The following is a 26676-nucleotide window of genomic DNA, read 5'->3' on the forward strand; positions in this document are numbered from 1 at the left end:
CCACCGTGTCGTCCGCATACGTTCGTCCCGCTGCGAGCCGCCGGGTCAACGGCGGCTCCCCAGAAGGGAGAACGGGGGTGCACTCGTGCGCATCGGACTGCTGACGGAGGGCGGCTATCCCTATGTGAGCGGTGACGCCGGACACTGGTGCGACCGGCTCGTGCGCGGGCTCGGGCACCACGAGTTCGACCTCTACGCGCTCAGCCGCAGCGAACGGCAGGAGCAGGCCGGTCAGGTCGCTCTCCCGCCGCAGGTCGGTCGCGTGCGGACGGCACCGCTGTGGACGTCCGGCGACGACGGGGTGGTGTACGGGCGGCGCGCGCGCCGGCGCTTCGACGAGTGCTACGGCGCGCTGGTGGCCGTGCTGTGCGAGGGCAGCCATGCCGGAGGCGCGGCTGCCGGGCCCGCGCGTGCCGAGGCCGCGCGGGCCGTGGGAGTGAGAGGCGAAGGCGCGCGGGCCGTGGGAGTGAGAGGCGAAGGCGCGTGGGCCGAGGGCGTCCGTGTCGAGGGTGAGCAGGATGGTTCCGACTCCCAGGCGGACCGTTTCGCCAACGCTCTGTACGGGCTTGCCGACCTGGCGCGCGAGGCCGGCGGGCTGCCGGGAGCGCTCCGATCGGAGAGAGCCGTGCGCGCCCTTGAGCGCGCCTGCCGGGCGCCCGGCGCGCCGCGCACGGCGCGCGAGGCGCGCGTCCCCGACCTGCTCGCCGTCACCACGCGCCTGGAGCGCGCCCTGCGCCCCCTCTCACTCGACTGGTACGAGGACGACGGCCTCGGCGCGGTCGACCTGTGCCACGCGGCGTCCGGCGGGCCGGCCGCCCTGCCCGGACTGCTCGCCCGGCACTTCTTCGGCGTACCGCTGCTGGTGACGGAGTACGGCGTGCGACTGCGGACGCACTACCTGGCGCACGGTGCCGACCCGGAGGGCGCCGCCCCCGCCGTCCGCGCTCTGCTGGCCGCCTTCCACGGGCGGCTCGCCACCGAGGTCTACCGGCAGGCCGCCTGCATCACGCCCGGCAACGCGCACACCCGCCGCTGGCAGGAACGGTGCGGGGCCGACCGTGCGAAGCTGCGCACCGTCTACCCGGGCATGGACGCCACCCGCTTCGCCGAGGTGGGCGAGTCCCCGGACGGCGGTGACCCCGGCACTCTCGTACGGGTCGGGCCCGTCGAACCGGCCAAGGACCTGGTGTCCCTGCTGCACGCCTTCGCCGAGGTGCGCAGGGCGCAGCCGCGGGCGCGGCTGCGGATCGTCGGAGAGCCGACCGGAACGGAGGGCGCGGCGTACCTGGCGCACTGCCGTACGCTCGCCGCCCAGCTCTTCCCCGACGAGGCCGAGGGACCGCACGCCGTCGGCGACAACCCGGTGTCCTTCGAGGAGATCGGCGGTCCCGAGGCACCGACCCTCGCCGCGGCGTACGGGGCGGGCGAGGTGGCCGTGCTGTCCAGTGTCGTCGAGGGGTTCCCGCTGGGGCTCGTCGAGGCCATGCTCTGCGGGCGGGCGACGGTGTCGACCGACGTCGGCGCCGTCGTCGAGGTCATCGGCGGCACCGGTCTCGTCGTGCCGCCACGCAACCCGCGGGCGCTCGCGGAGGCGTGCGTGGCGTTGTTGCGCGACCCGGAGCGCCGGGTGCGCCTGGGTGCTGCGGCGCGCGCCCGCGCGCTCGAGCTGTTCACCGTCGAGCAGAACATCGACGCGTTCCACGGCATCTACCTGGACATCGTCGCGCGGTGCCCGGTCCGCCGGGTGGTCCTCGACGCGGCCGGGGCACCGCTGCCGTTCGCCGTACCGGCCGAGGCCCACGTCCCCGGCCGCTGGACCGGCCTGGCCACCCGTGTCACCGCCCGCCGTGCCCCCGGCTGGACGGCGGGCCCACCCGTACGCGGCACGGTGCCGGCCCTGTCGGCGGGGGAGGGGGCGCTGTGAGCGGCCTGGGCGGACTGGACCGGCGTGACCTGAGCGGAAAGACCGGTGAGGACGGGACCGGCGGGGCAGCCGAGCCCGCTGCCCGGGCCGGCGCCGATCTGCCTGACCGCCCGGTGGGACAGGGGGACGACCGGCCCGGCACCCCCCTCAGCCCCGGCGCGTGGGACGAGCGGCCCGGCACTCCCTTCAGCCCCGGCGCGTGGGACGAGCGGTCCCGGCAGTGGACGGCAAACCGGTCGGCGGCTCGTGGGTCCCAGGAGGGGCCGGACGGGCCGGGTGAGCAGGACAGCCCAGCTGATCCGGCCGGGGCGGGCGACCCGGGCAGCTCGGGCGACCCGGGCAGCTCGGGCGACCCGGGCAGCTCGGGAGGCCCGGGCCGGCTCGAAGGCCTGGGCAGGCGGGAGAACGCGGGCAGGACGGACGGTTCGGGCCGGCTCGAAGCCTGGGGCAGGCGGGAGGGAGCGGGCAGCACGGAAGACCCGGGCAGCCGGTCCCGGGACCCGGGAACGCAGGCCGCGACCCGCCGGCGGGGGTACGGAACCGCCGCGAACCGGGCCGAGGACCAAGGCCCTGCGCCCGCCCCCCGCCGGAGCGCCGTCGACCCCGTCAAGGCCCTGATGCACCGCCACCGCAACCTGTGCGAGCGGGCCGTCGACCCCTTGGAGATCGCGGCGGGACTGGAGGCGCACGGCGTCACCGACCGCACGGCCGCCCGCTTCCGGCACCGGGACGTCTTCTCCCTCGCCGAGGAGATGTACGCGCGCGTGCCGCGGGACGGTGAGGCCCCGGCCCGTCAGACGGTCCCCGGGCCCCGCCGCGCCGACCGGCGTGCGCGCCCTGGCGCGGTGCGCCCCGCCCCTGACGTGCCCCCGTACCCCGGGACCGTCCTGCTCCTGCTGCCTCTGCTGCCCGGCGCCCTCTGCGCCGCGGCCGTCACTGCCCTGCGCCTCACCGACGGCCGGGTGCGCCTGTCCGTGGCCGCCGTCGGCGCGATCGCTGTCTTCCTCGCCGTGCGCGCGCTCCTGCGCCACGGCCCGCTGGCACCGCACGACCGTGCCCGCCGCGCCGCCAGGAGCGGCACGGCCCCCTGGGCCTGCTGGTTGCTGGCGTACGCCGTATTCGGCGACGGTCTGCTGGGCGCGGCCGTCGACGCCGGTCCGGACGGCCTGCCCACCGGAAGCCCGGACGGCGCGTGGCCGGTCGCGACCGCCCCCTTGCTCGCCCTCACGCTGGCCTGCGCGCCCGCCGCCTGGGGCGCGCACCTCTTCGCCGCGCGTGCCCGGCGCAGGCTGGCCGCCAGCCGCGGCCTGGAGGACTTCGCCGCCTCCGCACGGCCGCTGCTCCTGGTGGTCGTCGCCGGGTTCGTGGCCACGCTGGCGGTGCCGGCCGTGCTGTGCGGGGCGGTCCTTCGGGAGCCCCCGGCCCTCGCGCACACGCTCGCGCTTGGCACCCTCCTGCTGCTCGCCCGCCTGCTCACCGTGCACGGCTTCAGCCACGCCCCGAAGGCCGTCCTGGCGGCGGCTGCCGGCGCCGAGGCGGTGGCGACGGCCGCCGTCTTCGCCGGCCGGCTGCCCGGCTGCGCCCCGCTGGCCGCCCCGGTCGACGCCGTCGTGGCCGGCTGGGGTCCGGGCGGCGTACCGGCGCTCGCCTGCGCGGTCGCCGCCGTGACCTCGTTGATCCACGCCACCCGCACCCTGACCAAGGCCTCGGCCCACGCGCACCCGGACCGACCGTGACGGCGCACACCGCCCGCACCGCCCCTTGCTCAGGAAACCGCGACACCTCTGAAGGAGAGAACCAGATGACCACCTCCCGAGCCGGAGCCACCGGAGCGCACACCCCGGGAGCGGCACGATGAGGGTCCTGCTGATCGGCGCCAACGGCTACCTCGGCCGGTTCGTCGCCGACCGTCTGCTCGCCGACCCGGCCGTCCAGCTCACCGCACTCGGCCGCGGCGACGACGCCGACGTCCGCTTCGACCTCGCCACCGGCAGCCCCGGCGCGCTCACCCGCTTCCTCGACGCCGTCCACCCGCAGGTCGTCGTCAACTGCGCCGGAGCCACCCGCGGCGGCGCCCGCGACCTCACCCGGCACAACACCGTCGCCGTCGCCACCGTCTGCGAGGCGCTGCGCCGCAGCGGCTGCGGGGCCAGGCTGGTGCAGATCGGCTGCGGCGCCGAGTACGGCCCGAGCCAGCCGGGCTCCTCCACCGCCGAGGACGCCGTGCCGCGCCCGGGCGGTCCGTACGGCGTCAGCAAGCTCGCCGCGACCGAACTGGTCCTGGGTTCCGGCCTGGACGCCGTGGTGCTGCGGGTCTTCTCGCCGGCCGGACCCGGCACCCCGGCCGGCTCCCCGCTCGGCCGGCTCGCCGAGGCGATGCGCCGCGCCATGCAGTCCGGCGACGGCGAGCTCAAACTCGGCGGCCTCGGCGCGCAGCGCGACTTCGTCGACGTGCGCGACGTCGCCCGCGCCGTGCACGCCGCCTCGCTCTCCGCCGCCCAGGGCGTCATCAACATCGGCTCCGGGCGTGCCGTACGGCTGCGGGACGCGGCCGCGGTCCTCGCCCGCGTCGCCGGGTACGGGGGTGCCCTGCACGAACTCGACGGCCCGCCCGGCGGACTGCGGGCCCCCATCGGCCATCCCCGGCACGACCCCGACCACCCGGCCCCGGTCGCCTACCCCTACCCGGACGGCTGCGGCAGTTGGCAGCAGGCCGATGTGCGCACCGCCCGCGACCGGCTGGGCTGGCGCCCGCGCATCAACCTGGAGGAGTCCCTCGCCGACATCTGGATGGAGGCGGCATGCCGTATCTGACCAGTACCGCGACGGGCACCTCGACCACCGGGGACCACGCCGGCCTCGGCATCCCGGGCCTCGCCCATCCGTTGCTCGCCCCCGCCGAGTGGGGCGAACTCGCCCTCCCCGGCGCCCCGCTGCACTGGGTCGTCCTGAACGTCGCCGACGGCCCCGGCATCCGGCCCGACCCGCACTGTCTGGAGGCGGCGGGCCGCCTGCGCCGCGCCGGGGTCCGCGTCCTCGGCCACCTCGACGCGGCCCACGTCGCCCAGCGCGCCCGCGTCGACCTGCTGTCCGACGCGCGGCGGTACGCCGACTGGTACCAGGTCGACGGATTCCTGCTGGACCGCTGCCCCGACACCAGGGAGGCGCTCCCGGAGGTCCGCCGTACGGTCGCCGCGCTGCGCGGCGACCGTGACGAGTGCCACATCGTCCTCGGTCACGGCATCCACCCTCATCCCGGGTACGCCGAGATCGGCGACCAGTTGGTCACCTTCCGGGGCTCCTGGGCCGACTACCGCTGGTCCCAGGTGGCGGAGTGGACGGCGGACCATCCGCCCGAGCGGTTCTGCCACTTCGCGCACGGCGTGCCCCGCGCGCATCTGGAGGAGGCGCTGCGCATCGCCCGCTGGCAGGGCGCGGCGACCATCTGGTTCACCGACCGCGGCGACGGCGGCGGCCGGGTCGATCCCTGGGAGACCATGCCCGGCTACTGGGACGAAATCGTCTCGCGTATCGGAACAGGTGTCTCGGAATGAAAAAGGCCATGGCACTGTTACGGAAGAACAACCGTACTGATTGACCGACCAACGGAGTCCCCGTGTCGCTGCCACCGCTGGTAGAGCCAGCTGCCGAGCTCACCGTAGACGAGGTCCGCAGGTACTCCCGCCACCTGATCATCCCCGATGTGGGGATGGACGGGCAGAAGCGGCTGAAGAACGCGAAGGTGCTGTGCGTGGGCGCCGGCGGTCTCGGCTCGCCGGCGCTGATGTACCTGGCCGCCGCGGGCGTGGGCACCCTCGGCATCGTGGAGTTCGACGAGGTCGACGAGTCGAACCTGCAGCGCCAGATCATCCACAGCCAGTCCGACATCGGCCGTTCCAAAGCCGAGTCCGCGCGCGACAGCGTGCTCGGCATCAACCCGTACGTGAACGTGGTCCTTCACGAGGAGCGGCTCGAGGCCGACAACGTGATGGACATCTTCAGCCAGTACGACCTGATCGTCGACGGCACGGACAACTTCGCGACCCGCTACCTGGTCAACGACGCCTGCGTGCTGCTCAACAAGCCGTATGTGTGGGGTTCGATCTACCGCTTCGACGGTCAGGCCTCCGTCTTCTGGTCGGAGCACGGCCCCTGCTACCGCTGCCTCTACCCGGAGCCCCCGCCGCCCGGCATGGTCCCCTCCTGCGCCGAGGGCGGCGTCCTGGGCGTGCTGTGCGCGTCCATCGGCTCCATCCAGGTCAACGAGGCGATCAAGCTGCTGGCCGGCATCGGCGAGCCCCTGGTCGGTCGTCTGATGATCTACGACGCCCTGGAGATGCAGTACCGCCAGGTCAAGGTCCGCAAGGACCCGGGCTGCGCGGTCTGCGGCGAGAACCCGACCGTCACCGAGCTCATCGACTACGAGGCCTTCTGCGGCGTCGTCTCCGAGGAGGCCCAGGCGGCGGCCGCCGACTCCACGATCACTCCCAAGCAGCTCAAGGAGTGGATCGACGACGGCGAGAGCATCGAGATCATCGACGTCCGCGAGCCCAACGAGTACGAGATCGTCTCCATCCCGGGCGCCAAGCTGATCCCGAAGAACGAGTTCCTCCTCGGCACGGCCCTGGAGAGCATGCCGCAGGACAAGAAGATCGTCTTGCACTGCAAGACGGGTGTCCGCAGTGCGGAAGTCCTCGCCGTCCTGAAGTCCGCCGGCTTCGCCGACGCCGTCCACGTGGGTGGCGGCGTCATCGGCTGGGTCAACCAGATCGAGCCCGACAAGCCGGTCTACTGACCGCCGCACCGGTCGACCGGCGCGTATGACGAAGCCCACGGCTCCGATCCACTCGGACGCCGTGGGCTTCTGCCGTCGTGCATCCTCCGGCCGTCAGGAACAGACCTTGCCGTCCTCGGGCACGGTCCCCTTCAGCAGGTAGGCGTCCACCGTCGAGTCGACGCAGTCGCTGCCGCTGCCGTACGCCCCGTGGCCCTCGCCCTTCCAGGTGAGCAGCACGCCGACGTCCTCGCCGAGTTCGTCGGCCATCCGCCGGGCGCCCTCGTACGGGGTCGCCGGGTCCCCGGTGTTGCCGACCAGCAGGATCGGGGCGGAACCCGCCGCGCTGACCTCCGGGGTGTCGAACTGCCCGGCCACGGGCCAGTCGTGGCACCAGCCGGCGGTGTCCCAGCCGAGGAAGGAGCCGAACACGGGGGATATGCGCTCGAACTCCCCGAGCCGCTTCTTCGTCTGCTCGACCGTCGGCCGCTGCCGCTGGTCCAGGCACGATATGACGCGCTGCGAGTGGGTGGTGGTGCCGTAGTGGCCCGAGGCGTCACGGTCGTTGTAGCCGTCTGCCAGGGAGAGCAACTCGGAGCCGTCGCCTTCCTCGGCCGCCTCCAGCGCGCTGGTCAAGGTGGGCCAGCCGCTCTCGCTGTACAGCGGCAGCACGATGCCGGTGATCGCCAGAGTCTGGGTCAGCTTCCGCCCGGAGGAGGTCGGCAGCGGCTCGGAGTCGATCCGGTCGAGCAGGTCGGCGATCTTCCGGGTACCCGCCCGGGGGTCCTGCCCCGTGGACCGGAGGTAGTTGTCCAGCGCGCGCTGGAAGCCCCGGGCCTGGTTGAGCGCGTGGCCCACCGAGTCGGCCGTGGGGTCGACGACCGCGTCCAGGATCAGCCGCCCCACGTTCTTCGGGAAGAGGTGGGCGTACACGCCGCCCAGTTCGGTGCCGTAGGAGATGCCGAAGTAGTGCATCCGGGAGTCACCGAGGACCTGGCGCATCAGATCCATGTCGCGTGCGGTGTCGGTGGTCGACACGTGCGCCATCAGTTCCCCGGCCGCCTTCTGGCAGCCCTTGCCGAATTCGGTGGCGTCCGCCAGGTACGCCGTCTCCTCGGCCGGGGTGTCCGGGGTCACGTCGACCGATTCGGCGGCCTGTATCTCCTTGTCGCCGCGGCACCGCACGCCCTCGCTGTCGCCCACCCCGCGGGGGTCCCAGCTCACCAGGTCGTAGCGCTGGTGCAGCGACGAGACCGTCGAGGCGTATGCCGGGAGAGTCGACACCCCCGAGCCGCCCGGCCCGCCGAAGTTGAACAGCAGGGAGCCGATGCGGTCCCCGCCGCGCGCTGTGGAGCGCACCAGGGCCAGATCGATCGTCCGGCCCCCGGGGCGGGACCAGTCCAGCGGCGTCTTCATCGTGGCGCACTGCCAGTCGTCGTCCGGCGCGTCCGGGCCCTCGCAGCGGCCCCAGTCGAGCTTCTGCCCGGTCAGTGAGGCCGGTGGCACGGCGGCGTCCACCGAGGCCCCCGTCGACGGTGACGCGGAACGCGATGCCCTGCCGTCAGCTCCCCTGCCGTCGTCCCCGGTGCCCGACGAGCCGCCCCCGCAGCCCGTCACCAGCAGCGCGGCGGCGGCGATCGCCGTCCACCGTACGAAACGCGCCATGCGTGTACCCCCTAGCGGGCCGTCCGCACCGTGCGGCGAACGGCGGTCAGGCCATGGTATGCGGATCACGCAATCACCGTCGGAGCCTGTGGATAACTTGCTGACCTGCTGTTTCGTCGTGTTGCTGGGTGGTTGTCAGGAGCATACCGTCCCCGGTGCCGGTACCTTGCCGTCCAGGAGGTAGCCGTCGACCGCGTCCTGCACACACTTGTTCTTGCTGTCGTACGCGCCGTGCCCCTGCCCCCGGTAGGTCAGCTCGACCCCGACGCCCTCACCCAGCGCCGCTGCCATCTTTCGCGCCCCTCCGTACGGGGTGGCCGGGTCGCCGGTGTTGCCCACGACGAGGATGGGCGCCGATCCCGCGGCCCGGACGTCCGGGTGGTCGGCGGCGCCCGCCACCGGCCAGTCGGTACACGTGACCAGGGACCAGGCCAGGAACTCCCCGAACAGGGGGGAGGCGGCGCGGAAGGCGGGCAGCCGGCTCTGCACGTGATCGGCCGAGTAGCGCGGCCGGTCGTCGGCGCAGTTGATGGACACGTTGGCGGCGACGATGTTGCTGTACTCGCCGTTCTGGCTGCGGCCGTTCATGGAGTCAGACAGCAGCATCAGGACCCTGCCGTCCCCGTCGTAGGCCTGGGTGAGGCCCTCGGTCAGGTACTCCCAGAACTCCTTGGAGTACAGGGCCTGCGCGATGCCGTTGGTCGCGGCGCTCTGGGTCAGCTCGCGAGGGAAGATGCCCGGCAGTGGCTTCGCGTCGAGATCCCGCAGCAGTCCGGCGATACGGTTCTCGATGTCCTCGGGCGTGTCGCCGACCGGGCATCCGTCGGCCTTCGAGACACAGTCCGCGGCGTAGTTGCCGAGCGCGAGCTGGAAGCCGCGGGCCTGCCCCAGAGCACCCTGTTCGGGCGTCTGCGTCGGGTCGACGACCGCGTCGAAGACGGCCCGCCCGACTCGCTTCGGGAACAGGTGGGCGTACACGCCGCCCAGTTCGGTTCCGTAGGAGATGCCGAAGTAGTGCAGGCGGTCGTCGCCGAGGACCTGGCGCATCAGGTCCATGTCGCGGGCCGCGTCGGTGGTGCGCACGTGCGGCAGCATCCTCTCGGAGCGCTCTTCGCAGGCGGCATTGAACTCCTCGGTGTTGTCCAGTAGTTCGGAGCGCTCGGCGGCGTCGTCCGGCGTCATGTCCTGCTGGAAGAAGGCGTCGAGCTGCTGGTCGCTCTCGCACTTCACACCGGCGCTGTCGCCGACCCCGCGTGGGTCGAAGCTCACCAGGTCGTAGCGGGTGCGCAGCTTGGCGTAGTCGTCGCCGAAGGCGGGCAGCGTCGCGACCCCCGAGCCGCCCGGCCCGCCGAAGTTGAACACCAGCGAGCCGATGCGCGGGCCGTCCCCGGTGGCCCGGGCCCGCACCAGGGCGATGCCGATCGTGTCGCCCTCGGGCTCGGCCCAGTCCCGGGGCGCCTTCATGGTGGCGCACTGCCACCGGCTGCCGTCGGGCAGCGGGGAGGGCGCGTTGCCGCCGCCCTCCGCCTGGGACGGGCTCGGGCAGTCCTTCCAGCTCAGCTTCTGCCGCGTGAGGTCGTCGTCGGCGGAGTCGCCGCCGCACCCCGCCACCAGGCAGGACAGCGCGGCGGCGGTGGCGGCCAGCGCGGCGGCGCGCCGGCGGAAGCGGTTGGGCATGCTCCCATGCTGGAGCCGTGCACCGCCACGCGCGCGTGGCACGAGCCGTCCGAGGGACCGCGCCCCTGGCGGCGGCCCTCCTAGAGGGCGCCCTTGCGTGTGAGGTGGTTGAAGGCCAGCCAGCCGGGCAGGACGGGCAGCCACAGAGTCAGCAGCCGGAACAGCAGGACGGCGGGGGCCGCGACCTCCTTGGGGAGGCCCACGGCGATCAGACCGACCGTCAAGGTGGCCTCCACCGCTCCCACGCCGCCCGGCGTCGGAGCGGCCGAGCCGAGCGCATTGCCGGCCAGGAAGACGACGGCGACGCTGGCGAGGCTGATGGAGGTGTCGTCGGTGCCGAAGGCGCGGATCGAGGCGTCCAGGCACATCACGAAGCAGGCGGTCAGCAGCAGCATGCCGCCGATGCCGGTGATCAGCTTCTGCGGCCGCTGCAGCACGTCCAGCATGCGCGGGACGACACCGGCGAACAGTGACCTCACGCGCGTGACGACGAACTTCCGCAGGAACGGGACCGACGTCACCACCAGCACCAGCACGGCCACCGTCAGCAGGCCGGCGATGACGGTCCGGGACGGTGACAGTGAGGGCGTCTTCTCGGTGCCCGTCAGGTAGCCGAAGGACAACAGCATCAGGATGTGCGCGCCGAGCCCGAACAACTGCGAGGCGCCCACACTCGCCACCGCGAGCCCCGGCCGGACCCCGGCGCGCTGCAGGAACCGGGTGTTCAGCGCGACCCCGCCCACCGCGGCCGGTGCCACGATCTTCACGAACGACCCGGCGACCTGAGCCGCCACCGTCCGCGGGAACGGCACCCGCTCCGGTACGAACCCCAGCAGACTCATCGCGGCGGCGAAATAGCTCAACGCCGAGAACAGCACGGCCGCCGCGACCCAGCCCCACTCGGCGTTGGCCACGAGCGGCCCGAACTCGATGTGGGTGAGCTGGGTCAGCAGGAAGTACGCGCCGATGGCACCGGCGATGAAACTGATCAGTGTGCGCGGCCTCACCCGCTCCAGCCGGGCGGGCTCGACCGGAGCCTGTGGACGGATCCGCAGGACCTCATGGCGGATCTGCGTCAGCGGATCCTCCTCGCGGGCTTCCTCCAGCGCCTCGTCCATGGCCCGCTTCTCGGCCCGGCTCTGCGCGCGTACGGCCTTCTTGCCGACCTTCTCCAGCTTTTCCAGCTTCTCCCGTCTCTCCGGCTGCTCCGCCTGTGCCGGCTTTCCGGGCGCGGCCTCGGCGGCGCCCTCACCGGCCTCCTCCAGCCGGGCCTGCCTGGCATGCCTGGATGCGTCCAGCACGGCCTCCCGCTCGCGCTGCGCCCGCTCCCGGGCCAGTCGGCGCAGCGTCGCGCGCGTGGAGCGTGTCAGGGCGATCGGCTGGAGCATCGGCAGACAGTCCGCCACGGCGTCCGGGCCGAGCACACCGACCGCCGACGCCACCGCCCGCTCCGCGCCCACCCGCAGGGCGAGCGTCGTCACGAGCTGGGCGACGTCCATGCGCAGCAGCAGATCGCCCGCCGCGATCTCGCCGCCGCGCAGATCCGTGAGGACCACCGTGCCGGAACGATCCACCAGAATCGCGTCACCGGCCAGCCGTCGGTGGGCGATGCGCCGCGACTGCAGCGCCCGGACCTGACGCCAGGCGTTGTGCAGCAGTTCGTCGCTGATGTCCTCGGGCGCCAGCGAGTCGAAGGTGCGCCCACCGGTGTGCTCGTAGACGAGCATCACCGCGTCCGGGCCGAGCTCGCTGGTGGCGATCAGCTTGGGAGCGTTGGCGCCGGCCGCGATCGCCGCGTACGCAAGCAGCGCCTCCTGCTCCAGCGCCTGGCGCAGGGACTGCAGGCTGGAGCGGGTGGCGAAGCCGCGCAGGGTCAGGTTGCGCCACGCGCGGTAGAAGAAGCCCTGTGCCTGCTGCTCGCGGTCGACGACCGTGACGTCCAGCGGCGGGCCGTCCTCCAGGGTGACGAAATAGCGCCTGCCCCGGTCGCTGTTGTCGGCGTCCGACGTCTCGTCGCGGGCCGCGCTCACCGGGCGGAAGCCGACCGTGCGCAGGCCCGCCATCAGGGTGCGCCCGGTGGGCCGGACGTTCGGCGAGCCGACAGCGTACAAGGTGCCGTAGGCGACGCTCCACCCGATCAGCACGGTGAGGATGATGGAGAAGGGTGTGGTGTAGCCGGTGACGAGCATCGAGAACGCGTCGAGGAGCAGCACCACCCACAGCACGGCACGCCAGCGCGGCCGACGGGACATGCCGACGGCCGTCATGTACGCGATGACGGGGGCGAGATAGCCGTGGACCGGGTCGGTCAGGCCGTTGATCTCGCCGGGGGAGGGCTGGGTGAGTGCTTCCTGGATCGAGTCCGGTGCCGCCTCGGCGACCCAGAGGTCCGTCGCCAGGGTGACCCCGTGCGCGAGGACCGCGGCGAGCACGCCGTCGGCGATGCGCAGTCCGTCGCGTTTGATGAGCCGTTCGATCGCGAAGGCGACCGGCACCAGCAGGATCGCGATGCTGGAGCCCAGTCCGGCGATCTTGATCAGCAGGTCGGGTGCCTGCCCCGTGCCCTTGTTGATGTCCTGTTCCAGGCCCGAGGTGGTCCCGTGCGCGAACGCGGCGACGGCGAGCAGGACGACGATCGCCAGCACGCCGATCAGCAGGCGCATCAGGTCCGAGGGGCGGTGCACGCGCGCGGGGAGGAGAGGTTCGTCACCCTCCACCTCGTCGATGTGGGTCACGTCGGCCGGCCCCGATCCGCCCGGGGGCGACCCGGCCTCGCCACGACCCGTGCCCCGGTCGTGACCGGTGTCCGGGTCGTCGCCGGCTTCCGGTTCCCCGCCCGTGCCCGGTTCCTCGCCCGCGCCCGGTTCCTCACCGGGGTTCGGGCCTTCGCCGGCTTCCGGGCGCGACGCAGCATCAGAGGCGCCCTCCGCGTCTCCGGGGTGCACACCCTGCTGCTTCATCGTCTCTTCTTGGTCTCGTATCACCGGTCACCGCCCGCACGATGGTGGCATGCCCCACCGACCCCCGGGGGCATCAGGGTGCAAACACGGGGTCGGACAGTCTGCCCGAAGCGCCACCGACGGGCGAGGATCACGCGATGGCGCGAGCCCGTCGCATTGTCGGTGGGGTGCGGCAGGATGGGACGGATGAGCGAGCAGAGCCTTCCGGACGACGCCCGCCCGGAGTACACGGACGCCCTGCCCGAGTACGCCGAGCGGGTCCTCGACGTCGCGGAGCTGATCCCGCCCGGGCGGGTCATGACGTACGGCGATGTCGCCGAGTGGCTGGGCGAGGGCGGCCCCCGGCAGGTCGGCCGGGTGATGTCGCTCTACGGGGGCGCCGTCCCGTGGTGGCGCGTGGTGCGTGCCGACGGGGCGCTGCTGCCCGGCCACGAGCTGCGCGCCCTCGACCACTACCGCGCGGAGAGCACGCCACTGAAGGAGGCGAGCCGTGCCGCCGACGGTCATCTGCCGCGCATCGACATGAGACGGGCGCGCTGGGACGGCGGCGAACACGCGGAGGGTCACACCTGACAGCTTCCGCCATTCGGCAGGTTCACGGGGCACCTGTGGCCCGGACGGGGGAAATCGGGCACGCCCGTGACATGACGTACGTTCGAGGGCCGAGGGACTCGCGTGTTTCGCGTGCCGGATGCGGCACATCAGGCGCGCGCGTCGTACGGGAAGAACAGGAAGCTCTGCTTCCGTACGGTCCCGCGGCGTAGCGTCAGCCGCGGGCCTCCCCCTCGTTCCGCACACCCACCAGGACCGGCGAACCACGTGAGCTCCTCTTCCTCCACCAGGCACCTGCAGCACCCCCAGGCGCGGCAGGGGAGCCGTGGCGCCTACCGGCTGGTCCGCACGCCACCGGCCCGGATGCATCCCCCTCGACTGGACGCCACCCAGCGCGCAGTGGTTGAGCACGGCAGCGGCCCGCTGCTCGTCCTGGCCGGTCCGGGCACCGGCAAGACCACCACCCTGGTGGAGTCCGTGGCCGCCCGCGTCGCCCGCGGCGGCGACCCCGCGCGCATCCTGGTGCTCACGTTCAGCCGCAAGGCGGCGGTCCAGCTGCGCGACCGCATGGCCCTGCGCCTGGGCACCGCCCACGCCCCCCAGGCGACCACCTTCCACTCGTTCTGCTACGCCCTGGTCCGCGCCCATCAGGACAGCGAGCTGTTCGTCGAGCCGTTGCGGCTGCTGTCCGGCCCCGAGCAGGACGTCACCGTCCGCGAACTGCTGGCCGGACAGATCGACCTCCAGCGCCTCGGCCTCGCCCATGTGCGCTGGCCCGACGAACTGCGCGCCTGCCTCACCACGCGCGGGTTCGCCGACGAGGTCCGCGCGGTCCTCGCCCGCACCCGCGAACTCGGCCTGGGCCCCACCGCCCTCGACGCCTTCGCCCGCCGGATCGGCCGCCCCGACTGGCGGGCCGCGGCCGCTTTCCTCGCCGAGTACCTCGACGTCCTCGACCTGCGGGGCGTCCTCGACTACGCGGAACTCGTCCACCGCGCGGTCCTCCTCGCCCGCCACCCGGACACCGCCGACCGGCTCGCCGCGCAGTACGACGCCGTCTACGTCGACGAGTACCAGGACACCGATCCGGCCCAGGTGCGGCTCCTGCACGCCCTGGCGGGCGCCGGCCGCACCCTGGTCGCCTTCGGCGACCCCGACCAGTCGATCTACACCTTCCGGGGTGCCGATGTGAACGGCATCCTCGACTTCCCGCGCGCCTTCCCACGCCCCGACGGCCGGCCCGCCCCCGTCGAGGTACTGCGGACCTCCCGCCGCTCCGGTGCCGCCCTGCTCGCCGCCACCCGCCTGCTGACCCAGCGCATGCCGCTGACCCGGCTGCCCGCCGAGAAGGTGCGCGCCCACCGCGACCTGGCCGCCGCTCAGGACGGCGGACGCGTCGAGGTGTACACCTACCCGACGGCGGGCACCGAGCTCGCCAACGTCGCCGACATCCTGCGCCGGGCACACCTGGAGGACGGCGTCCCCTGGGGTGAGATGGCCGTCCTGGTGCGCGCCGGCTCCCGCACCATACCGACGGTCCGCCGCGCTCTCACGGCCGCCGGCGTCCCCCTCGACATCGACGGTGACGACCTGCCCCTGCGCCACGAGCCGGCGGTGGCGCCACTGCTGACGGCCCTGCGCGCGGTGGCCACTGCCGCGGCGGAGGCGCGGGGCCGGGACGACGGGCCCGCGCACACGGGTGAGCCCGCGACCGCGCCGACCGAAGCACCCGAGGCAACCGACGCCGGTACCCCCGGGATCCCAAGCGGCTACACGGGCGGCGACGCGAACACGTCCGAGGCTCGAGCGAGCACCAGTGGCGCGGGCGGGGCTCCAGCGGGTGAGACGGGCGCGGCGGGCGCTCGGCCGGCAGCGGAGGACGGCGCTGCGGGCGCTCAGGCGGGCGATGCCGGCCGGCCCGCAGTGGAACCGGGGGGCGACGTGGCCGGGGCTCTGGCGGGGGAAGCAGTCGCGCCGGGGGCTTCCCCCCCGGGGCAAGCCGCCGCGACGGACGCCGGCTCGGCCGTGGACCGGACGGGCGACGCCGCCGGGGCCCCGGCAGCGGAGGCCGCCGCAGCCACGGACAGCGGCTCGGCCGTGCCCCCGACGGACGACGCGGACGAGGCCGTTCCGGCCTCCGCTCCCCCGCTCGCCGCGGAGGGGGCCGAGGACCGGGCCGACCAGGCCGCCCCAGCCGGGACCGAGCGGGGTGACACCGACCAGGGCGAGCCGACCGGCACGCGCGCCTGCTGGCTCGACACCGAAACAGCCCTCACCCTGCTCGCTTCGCCGCTGGCCGGCATGGACAGCGCCGACCTGCGCCGCCTCGGGCGGGCCCTGCGCGAGGAGGAGCGCGCCGGAGGCAACCCACTGCCCCCGCCCTCCGACGAACTGCTCGCGCGCGCCCTCGCCGAACCGGAACGCCTGGCCGTCCACGACCCGGCGTACGCGCGCGGGGCGCAACGCCTCGGCGCACTGCTGCGCACGGCCCGCGAGCGCCTCGCCGGCGGCGGCACGGCGGAGGAGGCGCTCTGGGACCTCTGGGACGGCACCCCCTGGCCGGCCCGGCTGGAGCGGGCCGCCCGGCGCGGCGGCGCGGCCGGCCGCAACGCCGACCGCGACCTCGACGCCGTCTGCGCCCTGTTCGCCACCGCCGCGCGCGCCGAGGAGCGCACCGGCGGCCTGGGCGCCCTGAACTTCCTGGCGCAGGTCGAGGCGGAGGACATCGCCGCCGACACCCTCACCCGGCGCGCGGCACGCCCCGACGCGGTGCGGCTGATGACGGCGCACCGATCCAAGGGGCTGGAATGGCGGCTCGTCGTCGTGGTCGGCGTCCAGGAGGGCCTCTGGCCCGACCTGCGCCGCCGCGGCTCCCTGCTGGAGGCCGACCGCATCGGCCGCGACGGACTCGCCGAGCCGCTCACCCCGGGCGCCCTGCTGGCCGAGGAGCGCCGACTGTTCTACGTGGCCGCCACGCGCGCGCGTGAACGGCTCGTCGTCACCGCCGTCAAGGCGCCCGCCGACGACGGTGACCAGCCCTCCCGCTTCCTCGCCGAACTCGGCGTCGAACCCCAGGACGTCACCGGCCGTCCCCGCCGCCCCCTGTCGGTCGCCGCGCTCGTCGCCGAGCTGCGTGCCACCACCGTCGACCCGCGCGCCTCCGCGGCCCTCAGGGAGGCCGCCGCCCGCCGTCTCGCCCGGCTGGCCGCGCTCACCGACGAGGACGGCCGCCCCCTGGTGCCGTCCGCGCATCCCTACCGCTGGTGGGGCATGTGGGAGCCGACCGAGAGCAAGGTTCCGCTCCGCGACCGCGACCAGCCCGTCGTCCTGTCCGGCAGCGCCCTGGACCAGCTGGCCAACACCTGCGCCCTGCAGTGGTTCCTCGGCCGCGAGGTCAAGGCCGACGCCCCCGCGACGGCCGCCCAGGGCTTCGGCAACGTGGTGCACGTCCTCGCCGACGAGGTGGCCTCCGGCCACACCCCGGCCGACCTCGATGTGCTCATGGAGCGCCTCGACTCGGTGTGGAACGCCCTCGCCTTCGACGCGCCCTGGAAGTCGGAGCAGGAGAAGACCAACGCGCGCGTGGCGCTGGAGCGCTTCCTGACCTGGCACGTCATGGACCGCACCGGACGCACCCCGGTGACCAGTGAGCACGACTTCGACGTCACCCTCGACGCCGGCGACTACGCGGTGCGCATCCGCGGCCAGATGGACCGCGTCGAGGCGGACGGCGAGGGCCGCGCCTACGTCGTCGACTTCAAGACCGGCAAGCAGGCTCCCAGCTCCGCCGAGGTGGCCCGCCACCCGCAGCTCGCCGTCTACCAGCTCGCCGTCCGCGAGGGGGCCGTCGACGACGCGTTCGACGGTGTGCGGCCCGAACCGGGCGGCGCCGAACTCGTCCATCTGCGCCAGGGCGCCGCCAAGCGCGACGGCGGCGACGCGCTGCCCAAGGCGCAGGCGCAGGAGCCCCTCGACGGGCCGGAGGGCGAGTGGGTCGGCGACCTGCTCGCGACCGCCGCCGGCAAGGTGCTCGACGAACGCTTCACCCCGACGGCCGGCCAGCACTGCACCCACTGCGCGTTCCGGGCGTCCTGCAGCGCCCGCCCGGAGGGCCGGCACGTCGTCGAGTGACGACCCCGCTCCGCCGGGGGCACGTCGTCGAGTGACGACCTACCGCGCCGGGGGCCCCGCCGAGTAACGACCCACCTCGGGGACCCGTCGTCGAGTGACGGCGGACGCCGCCAGGACAACAACTCCTTGGGCGACGGCGGACGCGCCGGGCGTCGGCGACGCCGAGGTGGGTGGCAGTGACATATCGCACCATGCGCCGTGACCAGCGCTTCTTCCGTACCGGAAAGGCGATGTGGCATCCGCTGTCAGTGCCCGCCGCTAGCCTCTGACGACATGCCCGCCCGTATCACCGACCCCGAGCAGCTCAAGGAGCTCCTCGGCATCCCGTTCACCCCGGAGCAGACGGCCTGCATCACCGCGCCGCCCGCCCCGCAGGTGATCGTGGCCGGCGCCGGGTCGGGCAAGACGACGGTGATGGCCGCCCGTGTGGTGTGGCTGGTGGGCACCGGCCAGGTCGCCCCCGAGCAGGTCCTCGGTCTGACCTTCACCAACAAGGCCGCCGGAGAGCTCTCCGAGCGCGTCCGCAAGGCCCTGGTGAAGGCCGGTGTCACCGACCCCGACGTGATCGACCCGGACAACCCGCCCGGCGAGCCGGTGATCTCCACCTATCACGCCTTCGCCGGCCGGCTGCTCACCGACCACGGGCTGCGCATCGGCCTGGAACCCACCTCCCGGTTGCTCGCCGATGCCACCCGCTACCAGCTCGCCGCGCGCGTGCTGCGCGAGTCCTCCGGCCCCTACCCCGCGCTCACCCGCTCCTTCGCCGACCTGGTGAGCGACCTCCTCGCCCTCGACGCGGACCTCGCCGAGCACCTCGTACGGCCGGAACAACTGCGCGCGTACGACGCCGAGCTGCTGCTCACCCTCCAGGGCGCCAAGCTCAGCAACGCCGACCTGCGCAAAGTGCCCGAGGCCGCCGCCGCCCGCCGTGAACTCGCCGACCTGGTCCTGCGCTACCGCGCCGCCAAACGGGAACGGGACCTGCTCGACTTCGGCGACCAGATCGCCCTGTCCGCCGAACTCGCGCGGATCCCGGAAGTGGGCCGCGTCCTGCGCGACGAGTTCCGCGTGGTCCTCCTGGACGAGTACCAGGACACGTCCGTCGCCCAGCGCATCCTCCTCGCCGGCCTTTTCGGCGGCGGCACCGGACACCCCGTGACCGCCGTCGGCGACCCCTGCCAGGCGATCTACGGCTGGCGCGGCGCCTCCGTCGCCAACCTCGACGACTTCCCCGAGCACTTCTCCCATACCGACGGCCGTCCCGCCGCCCGCCAGGCGCTCAGCGAGAACCGGCGCAGCGGAGGCCGCCTCCTCGACCTCGCCAACGGCCTCGCCGAACCGCTGCGCGCCATGCACGCGGGCGTGGAGGCCCTGCGCCCCGCCGCCGGCGCCGAACGTGACGGCAGCGTCCGATGCGCCCTGCTGCGCACCCACGCCGAGGAGATCGACTGGATCGCCGACTCCGTCGCCCACCTGGTCGCCACCGGCACTCCGCCCGGTGAGATCGCCGTCCTCTGCCGCACCGCCACCGACTTCGCGGAGATCCAGGGCGCCCTGGTCGCCCGTGACGTGCCCGTCGAGGTCGTCGGCCTGTCCGGACTGCTGCATCTGCCCGAGGTGGCCGACCTCGTCGCCGTCTGCGAGGTGCTGCAGGACCCCGGCGCCAACGCCGCCCTCGTCCGCCTGCTGACCGGCCCCCGCTGGCGCATCGGCCCCCGCGACCTCGCCCTCCTCGGGAGGCGCGCCCGGCAGCTCGTCACCCACGCGCGCGGGGACGACACCGAGGACCCCGACCGCAGGCTCGCCGAAGCCGTCGCGGGAACCGACCCAGCCGAGGTCACCTCGCTCGCCGACGCCCTCGACACCTTCCTGGAGACACCCTTCAACGGCGACGCCGACGCAGGACACGACGACGGGCTGCCCTTCTCGCCCGACGCGCGCGTGCGGTTCGCCCGCCTCGCGGCCGAGCTGCGCGACCTCCGCCGCTCGCTGTCCGACCCCCTCATGGACGTCCTGCACCGGGTCCTCGCCGTCACCGGCCTGGAGGTGGAACTCTCGGCGTCGCCGCACGCCCTCGCCGCCCGCCGCCGAGAGACCCTGTCGAACTTCCTCGACATCGCCGCCTCGTTCGCCGCCGACGAGAGCCAGGCGACCCTCCTCGCCTTCCTCGGCTTCCTGCGCACGTCCGCCCAGTACGAGAAGGGTCTCGACAACGCCCTTCCCGGCGGTGAGAACACCGTCAAGGTGCTCACCGCGCACAAGTCCAAGGGACTGGAGTGGGACGTCGTCGCCGTCCCCGGCCTCGTCACCGACGCCTTCCCCAGCGGGCGGGGCCGCGAGAAGTGGACCGCCCAGGCCAAGGTGCTGCCGCACGAACTGCGCGGCGACGCCGACACCCTCCCCGACATCGCCTCCTGGGACACGCGGGGCATGAAGGCCTTCCACGAGGCCATGAAGGACCACCAGCACACCGAGGAACTCCGCCTGGGCTACGTCACCTTCACCCGTCCCCGCTCGCTCCTCCTCGGCTCCGGCCACTGGTGGGGCCCCAGCCAGAAGAAGCCGCGCGGACCCTCCGAGTTCCTCCAGGCGCTGTACGAGCACTGCGCGGCCGGGTACGGCGAGATCGAGGTCTGGGCGGACGCGCCCGAGGAGGGTGAGGAGAACCCGGCGCTCCACCAGGCCGCCGCCGACCAGGTGTGGCCGCTGCCCCTGGACGCCGCCGCCCTGGCCCGCCGCCGGGCCGCGGCCGAGACCGTTCTCGCCCACCTGGACACCCTCGGCGCTCAGGAGGCTCTCCACGTCGGCCACCCGGCCGCGGTGCCCCCGCCGGACACCTACGACGACCCGGACTGGCCACCCCCGCCGGAGGACGACGAACCCCCGTACGAGGAGCCGCCGTACGACGCGTCACCGTACGAGGAGCCGTCGTACGAGGAGCCGCCGTACGAGGAGCCGGAGTCCTTCGACGACGCACTCCCGTACGACGACGCACTCCACGACGACGCACTCCCGCACCACGACGGCGACCTCCCACCGACCGCCCCCTTCCCGGCCACGCCTTCCGGGGCGCGGAACCGCCCCGCCGTCCCCCACCAGGCGTCGGCCCCCGAGCCCCCGGGCACCACGCCGGTGTCGAGGGGCCTCACACCCGAGGAGGCCCGTACCGTCGACTCCTGGGACCGCGACCTCGACGCGCTCGCCGGAGAACTGCTGCGCGCCAGACAGGCCGTCACGGACGTCCCCCTGCCGACCACGCTCACCGCCTCCCAGGTGATGCTGCTTGCCGACGACCCCGACGGGTTCGCGCGGGACCTCGCGCGCCCCATGCCGCGCCCCCCGCAACCGGCCGCGCGCCGAGGCACCCGGTTCCACGCCTGGGTGGAATCCCGGTTCGCGGAATTGACCCTTCCGCTCCTGGAGCCGGACGATCTGCCCGGCCGCGACGCCGAGATCGCCGACGAGCGGGACCTGCGTGCCCTCAAGGACGCCTTCGAACGCACCGAGTACGCCCGCCGCACGCCGTACCGCGTCGAGGCGCCCTTCCAGATCACACTCGCCGGGCACGTCGTACGGGGCCGTATCGATGCCGTCTACCAGGAGACCGACGGCGACACGGTGACGTACGAGATCGTCGACTGGAAGACCGGCCGGGGGCGCGGCGGCGACCCGCTGCAGCTCGCCCTGTACCGGCTCGCCTGGGCCGAACAGCAGGGCGTCCCTGTGGAATCGGTCACGGCGACGTTCCTCCACGTCCGCACCGGAGAGGCCGTACGACCGGCCGACCTGCCGGACCGAGCCGCTCTGGAGCGCCTGTTGACGCACGACGAGCCGGTCGTCCGCGCCCGCGAGGAGCGCTCCGCGCGAGGCGGTCCCGTTCATCCGCCCGCCGAGGACGCCGGCGCGGGCCGATAGGCTCGTGACCATGAGCCATCCCGTTGACAGCGACGTCAGCGCCGTCCGCGCGTACATCGAACAGCACCGCGCCGCCTTCCTCGACGACCTCGCCGAGTGGCTGCGCATCCCGTCGGTCTCCGCACAGCCCGACCACGCGCCCGACGTCCGGCGCAGCGCCGAATGGCTCGCCACCCGGCTCAAGGACACCGGCTTCCCCGTCGCGGAGGTCTGGCCGACCCAGGGAGCGCCCGCCGTCTACGCCGAGTGGCCCTCCGGCGACCCCGAGGCGCCCACCGTCCTCGTCTACGGCCACCACGACGTTCAGCCCGCCGCCCGCGAGGACGGCTGGGACAGCGACCCCTTCGACCCGGTCGTCCGCGGAAACCGCCTCTACGCGCGCGGGGCCGCCGACGACAAGGGCCAGGTCTTCTTCCACACCCTCGGAGTCCGCGCCCACCTCGCCGCCACCGGTCGCACCGCCCCCGCGGTCAACCTCAAGCTCCTGATCGAGGGCGAGGAGGAATCCAGCTCCCCCCACTTCCGGGACCTCGTCGAGAAGCACGCCGACCGACTCGCCGCCGACGCGGTGATCGTCTCCGACACCGGCATGTGGGCCGAGGACACCCCCACCGTCTGCACCGGCATGCGCGGCCTCACCGACTGCGAGATCCGGCTGTACGGCCCGGACCAGGACATCCACTCCGGCTCCTTCGGCGGCGCCGTGCCCAACCCGGCCACCGCCGCCGCCCGGCTCGTCGCCGCCCTGCACGACGAGCACGCACGCGTGGCGATCCCCGGCTTCTACGACGGCATCGCCGAACTCACCGACCGCGAACGCGAACTCTTCGCCGAGCTTCCCTTCGACGAGGAACAGTGGCTGCGCACCGCCAAGTCGCGCGCCACCCACGGCGAGGCCGGACACACCACCCTTGAGCGCATCTGGGCCCGCCCCACCGCCGAGGTCAACGGCATCGGCGGCGGATACCAGGGCCCCGGCAGCAAGACGATCATCCCCTCCTCGGCCATGGTGAAGCTGTCGTTCCGGCTGGTCGCAGGCCAGGACCCCGACCACATCGAGAAGGCCGTCCGCGCCTGGGCCGCCGAGCGGCTGCCCGCCGGGATCCGCCACGAGATCGACTTCAGCCCCGCCACCCGCCCGTGCCTGACCCCGCTGGACCACCCCGCCCTCCAGTCCGTCGTCCGGGCCATGGGCCGCGCCTTCGAGGGCCCCGTCCGCTTCACCCGCGAAGGGGGCTCCGGGCCGGCCGCCGACCTCCAGGAGGTCCTCGGCGCTCCCGTGCTCTTCCTCGGCATCTCCGTCCCCTCCGACGGCTGGCACGCCCCCAACGAGAAGGTCGAGCTGGACCTGCTCCTCAAGGGCGCCGAGACCAGCGCTCACCTGTGGGGCGATCTCGCCGAGAACTGGCGCCATGCCCCCTGACACCACCGCACGGTCCCTGGCGCCGCCCCGCGGGGCACACTGGAAGAACCGCCCCGCACCAGGACACCGCCCGGCACCCGGTCGCCCCTGCCGTACGTCCCGCTGAACCGCCCGACGCCACATCCGTTCCACCGGGGGAGTTGGAAGCACCCGTGACCACCTGGACCGACCAGAACGCCGACCGACCCATCTCGCTCACCGCCCCGAGCGGCATCGACCGGGCCGCGCACCACCGGCTCGACGAGGCATGGCTCGCGGCGGCGTGGAGCCACCCCACGACGCGCTGTTTCGTGGTCTCCGGCGGTCAGGTCCTCATAGACGAGACACCCGACGGCCGGACCGAGCTCGTCATGACCCCCTCCTTCGAGGCCCCCCTCACCGAGGCCCACCGCTACTTCCTCGGCACCGACGCCGACGGCGTCACCTACTTCGCGCTCCAGAAGGACGCTCTGCCCGGCCGCATCGACCAGTCCGCACGCCCCGCCGGCCTGCGCGAGGCCGGCCTGCTGCTGTCACCGCGCGACGCGGGCCTCATGGTGCACGCCGTGGGCCTGGAGAACTGGCAGCGCACCCACCGCTTCTGCTCCCGCTGCGGCGAGCGCACCGTCATCGCCGCCGCCGGCCACATCCGCCGCTGCCCCGCCTGCGGAGCCGAGCACTACCCCCGCACCGACCCCGCCGTGATCATGGCGGTCACCGACGAGGACGACCGCATCCTCCTCGGCCGCCAGGTCCACTGGCCCGAGGGCCGCTTCTCCACGCTCGCCGGATTCGTCGAGCCGGGCGAGTCGATCGAGCAGGCCGTGCGGCGGGAGGTCTTCGAGGAGGCCGGCGTGACCGTCGGCGAAGTGGAGTACGTCGCCAGCCAGCCCTGGCCGTTCCCGTCCAGCCTCATGCTGGGCTTCATGGCCCGCGCCACCTCCACGCACATCGACGTCGACGGCGACGAGATCCACGAGGCCCGCTGGTTCTCCCGCGACGAACTCGGCGCGGCCTTCGAGTCCGGCGAGGTCCTGCCGCCGTACGGCATCTCCATCGCCGCCCGCCTGATCGAGCTCTGGTACGGCAAGCCGCTGCCGACGCGCAGCGTCATCTGACCGCACGACGAAGGGCGGCCCTCCCGGATGGGGGGCCGCCCTTCGTCGTGCGCGCGCCGACCGGCTACACGCCGACCTTCTGCTTCACCTGGGCCAGTGACGGGTTCGTCAGGGTCGATCCGTCCGGGAACAGCGCCGTCGGCACGGTCTGTCGACTCTCTCCTCGACGCGCTCGGCCTCCAGGAGGAAGCCACCCGGGCCCTGGCAGGCGACCTCCGCACCCAGACCGAAGAACTCCAGGCTCGACTGCGGGAGGCAGAGACCCACCTCGAACACCTCGCGATCACCCGGAAGACCGTCACCGCTCTCGCCGACCGACTCCCGGCCGCTCCGTCGCATCTGCCCGAGCACCCGGACTATCCCCGCATCCTCGCCGTCCTCAACGAGGCCACTGGTCCCCTCCGGGCCCGCGACGTCTGCGAAGCCCTCGACCATGAACTGCTGCCGAAGAACATCGAGGGCACCCGCGCCAAGCTGAGGCGCCCGGTCAAGCTCGATATCCTCGCCGAAGCCGGCACCGGCAGCCTCACCAGGAGGCAGTAGCCGACCAAGCACCGCGGTCCGCGGTCTTGCCTCAACCTCGCCGGGAATCGCACAACACCTCAAGAACTGCTGCTCTCTGCGGCCTTGGGCTGCTGTTGGGTGGCGCAGTGGATGCCCCCGCCGCCTTCGGCGACGGCGTGGATCTCCAGCTGAACGACCTCGCGATCGGGGCAGAGGTCGCCGATGACGGCGGCGGCCTGCTGGTCGGCTTTGCGGTCGCCGAAGCGGGGGATGAGGACGGCGTCGTTGGCGATGTAGTAGTTGGCGTAGGAGCCGAGGAAGTCCTCCCCGCGGCGGCCGAGCCGGGCAGGGTCGGGTTCGGGGAGGTCGATGATCTCGAACCTTCTTCCACGGGCGTCGGTCGTGCTCTCCAGGACGCCGCGTGCCTGGTCGTGGGCGCGGGTCCACACGTCGGGTCCGTCGCCGGCCCAGGCGCGGCTGAGCAGGACGACACCGTTCTCTGCGAAGCGGGCCAGCGAGTCGACGTGGTAGTCGGTGATGTCCTGGCCCTTGACGCCCTCGAACCAGATCACCTTGTCGGCGCCGACCAGGTTCTTGAGGGAGTTCTCGATCTCGTCGCGGCTCAGGTCGGGGTTGCGGTTGGGGTTGGCCAAAGAGCTCTCGGTGACCAGGAGGGTGCCGTGGCCGTCCACTTCCAGTGAGCCGCCCTCCCCCACCAGCGGCGCGTCGACGCGGGGGACGCCGGCGTACTCCAGGACGGCGCGGGCGACCTTCGCGTCGTGCTCGTGTTCCTGCTTGCCGCCCCAGCCGTTGAAGTGCAGGTCGATGCCCTCGAGGCCTTTCGGGCCCTGGACGAAGGTCGGGCCGCTGTCGCGCATCCACAGGTCGTCGGTGGGTACCGCGATCACCTCGACTCCGGAGCCGCAGGCCCGGCGGGCGGCCTTGACTTCCTCCGGGGCAGCCAGCATGACTACAGGCTCGAACTCGGCCAGCGCCCGGGCAATGCCCGCGATGTCGCGCTGGACGTCGTCGGCCATGTCCTCCCAGACCGAGTCCAGCGGCGGCCAGGACATGAACGTGCGGACATGCTCGCGGGTCTCCGCCGGCATGAACAGCTCGGCCCGATTCCGAACGGGCACCGCGCTCTCCTCTGCCCCGGCCGACGGCTGGCCCGACTTCTTCTCCTGGTCCTGGGCGCAGGCTGTCAGCCCCGCGGCGGCCAGCGCAGCAGCCGCACCGCCCCTCAGCACGCTTCGGCGGTTCGGTCTCCTCATGGCACGGCTCCCATCCCGGACGGAACAATTCCTGACTGAAATTTCAGTCAGGGTGAGACGGTAGCATTGCCTCCGTCACCGCCTGGAACCTTTCTAGGGAGCCGAACCGTGTCCGCCCGCCGCACCGCCATCCTGGAAGCCGCCGCCCGTGTCATCGCGCAGCGCGGCATCAGGGGCCTGCGAGTCGAAGAGCTGGCCGAGGAGGCCGGCGTGTCGACCTCGCTGATCTACTACCACTTCCGCGACCGGGCCGGTCTCCTCGCCCGCACACTCGACTTCATCAACACCCGAGCCGAGCACTACACCCAGCCCACCAGCGACCCCGATACCGACCCCCGCGGCCACCTGGAAGAGATGCTGCTCCTCGAACTCCAGGACACCCCCGCCGTCGTCGAGAACAGCACCGCCTGGGGCGAACTGCGCTCCACCGCCGTCTTCCAGCCCGAACTGCGCGATCAGCTCCGCACCACCACCGACAGCTGGAACGACTACACCAGCGACCTGATCCACCGCGCCCAGCAGACCGGCCGCGCCACCCCCGACATCTCACCGGACGACGCCGCCCACCGGCTCACCGCCCTCGTCGAAGGACTCAGCAAACGCTGGCTCAGCGGCACCCTCACCCTCGAACGCTCCCGCCACCTCCTGCGCGGCGCCATCATCGCGGAGCTCGGCCCCTGACCCGGCCGGCACGGCCTCGCCCTCATCCGAAACAGGGCAGTCGCAAACCCACCCATGGTCGAGTTCGTGTATGGCCCGGATGGTGAGGACCTTTGCGAG

At 73.3% G+C, this 26676-nt stretch carries 16 protein-coding genes and 1 pseudogene; 12 read left to right on the forward strand and 5 right to left on the reverse strand.

Annotation, left to right across the window (positions count from 1 at the left end; translation table 11 throughout):
* Positions 1-85: 85 nt before the first annotated feature.
* From AC3ET3_RS15900 to moeZ, 5 genes are all read left to right on the forward strand, one after another.
* Entirely contained in the window at positions 86-1924 is a 1839-nt protein-coding gene (locus tag AC3ET3_RS15900) for a DUF3492 domain-containing protein (RefSeq protein WP_435612354.1), read from the forward strand.
* Complete coding sequence (locus tag AC3ET3_RS15905) at positions 1921-3660, forward strand: hypothetical protein (RefSeq protein ID WP_435612355.1); 1740 nt, start codon at positions 1921-1923, stop codon at positions 3658-3660. Before AC3ET3_RS15900 ends, AC3ET3_RS15905 begins: the two co-directional genes overlap by 4 nt.
* A 118-nt stretch (positions 3661-3778) precedes the next feature.
* Positions 3779-4738: an NAD-dependent epimerase/dehydratase family protein gene (locus AC3ET3_RS15910; RefSeq protein ID WP_435612356.1), complete on the forward strand. Its 960-nt coding sequence runs from the start codon at positions 3779-3781 to the stop codon at positions 4736-4738.
* The gene (locus AC3ET3_RS15915) at positions 4726-5478 is read left to right on the forward strand and encodes a spherulation-specific family 4 protein (protein WP_432133965.1); all 753 of its coding nucleotides are present in this window, start codon (positions 4726-4728) and stop codon (positions 5476-5478) included. The genes AC3ET3_RS15910 and AC3ET3_RS15915 overlap by 13 nt, the downstream gene beginning before the upstream one ends.
* 62 nt (positions 5479-5540) lie before the next feature.
* On the forward strand, positions 5541-6719 hold the full coding sequence (gene moeZ / locus AC3ET3_RS15920) for an adenylyltransferase/sulfurtransferase MoeZ (protein WP_432133966.1): 1179 nt from the start codon (positions 5541-5543) through the stop codon (positions 6717-6719).
* Between the two features lie 93 nt (positions 6720-6812).
* Here moeZ and AC3ET3_RS15925 read toward each other — a convergent pair whose 3' ends face one another.
* From AC3ET3_RS15925 to AC3ET3_RS15935, 3 genes are all read right to left on the reverse strand, one after another.
* The gene (locus tag AC3ET3_RS15925) at positions 6813-8363 is read right to left on the reverse strand and encodes an alpha/beta hydrolase (protein WP_432133967.1); all 1551 of its coding nucleotides are present in this window, start codon (positions 8361-8363) and stop codon (positions 6813-6815) included.
* A 135-nt stretch (positions 8364-8498) separates the two neighbouring features.
* Positions 8499-10040, reverse strand: a complete 1542-nt coding sequence (locus AC3ET3_RS15930; RefSeq protein ID WP_435612357.1) for an alpha/beta hydrolase — start codon at positions 10038-10040, stop codon at positions 8499-8501.
* Between the two features lie 80 nt (positions 10041-10120).
* Positions 10121-13000, reverse strand: coding sequence for a lysylphosphatidylglycerol synthase domain-containing protein (locus tag AC3ET3_RS15935; protein WP_435612358.1), 2880 nt, complete (start codon positions 12998-13000; stop codon positions 10121-10123).
* Positions 13001-13186: 186 nt separating this feature from the next.
* Between AC3ET3_RS15935 and AC3ET3_RS15940 the strand changes: the two genes are divergently transcribed.
* The 5 genes from AC3ET3_RS15940 (at position 13187) to nudC (ending at position 24118) form a co-directional block, all read left to right on the forward strand.
* On the forward strand, positions 13187-13573 hold the full coding sequence (locus AC3ET3_RS15940; protein WP_435612359.1) for an MGMT family protein: 387 nt from the start codon (positions 13187-13189) through the stop codon (positions 13571-13573).
* Positions 13574-13915: 342 nt separating this feature from the next.
* Entirely contained in the window at positions 13916-17683 is a 3768-nt protein-coding gene (locus AC3ET3_RS15945) for a UvrD-helicase domain-containing protein (protein ID WP_435612404.1), read from the forward strand.
* A 273-nt stretch (positions 17684-17956) separates the two neighbouring features.
* Positions 17957-21598, forward strand: a complete 3642-nt coding sequence (locus AC3ET3_RS15950) for an ATP-dependent helicase (RefSeq protein ID WP_435612360.1) — start codon at positions 17957-17959, stop codon at positions 21596-21598.
* A gap of 10 nt (positions 21599-21608) precedes the next feature.
* Entirely contained in the window at positions 21609-23021 is a 1413-nt protein-coding gene (locus tag AC3ET3_RS15955) for a dipeptidase (protein WP_432133972.1), read from the forward strand.
* Positions 23022-23173: 152 nt separating this feature from the next.
* On the forward strand, positions 23174-24118 hold the full coding sequence (gene nudC, locus AC3ET3_RS15960) for an NAD(+) diphosphatase (RefSeq protein ID WP_432155904.1): 945 nt from the start codon (positions 23174-23176) through the stop codon (positions 24116-24118).
* Positions 24119-24182: 64 nt separating this feature from the next.
* On the opposite strand, the pseudogene AC3ET3_RS15965 reads toward nudC, so the two are convergent.
* A pseudogene (locus AC3ET3_RS15965) lies at positions 24183-24269 on the reverse strand (NrdH-redoxin); the annotation flags it as partial.
* A 50-nt stretch (positions 24270-24319) separates the two neighbouring features.
* On the opposite strand from AC3ET3_RS15965, the gene AC3ET3_RS15970 reads away from it, so the two are divergent.
* Complete coding sequence (locus tag AC3ET3_RS15970; protein WP_435612405.1) at positions 24320-24661, forward strand: hypothetical protein; 342 nt, start codon at positions 24320-24322, stop codon at positions 24659-24661.
* Between the two features lie 59 nt (positions 24662-24720).
* On the opposite strand, the gene AC3ET3_RS15975 is transcribed toward AC3ET3_RS15970, so the two are convergent.
* Complete coding sequence (locus tag AC3ET3_RS15975; RefSeq protein ID WP_435612361.1) at positions 24721-25896, reverse strand: agmatine deiminase family protein; 1176 nt, start codon at positions 25894-25896, stop codon at positions 24721-24723.
* 108 nt (positions 25897-26004) lie between these two features.
* Here AC3ET3_RS15975 and AC3ET3_RS15980 point away from each other — a divergent pair, with 108 nt between their 5' ends.
* Positions 26005-26577 (forward strand): TetR/AcrR family transcriptional regulator, encoded by a 573-nt coding sequence (locus tag AC3ET3_RS15980; RefSeq protein ID WP_071387677.1) that lies wholly within the window; start codon positions 26005-26007, stop codon positions 26575-26577.
* The last annotated feature ends 99 nt before the right edge of the window (positions 26578-26676 follow it).

Source organism: Streptomyces sp. bgisy159 (assembly GCF_057707805.1).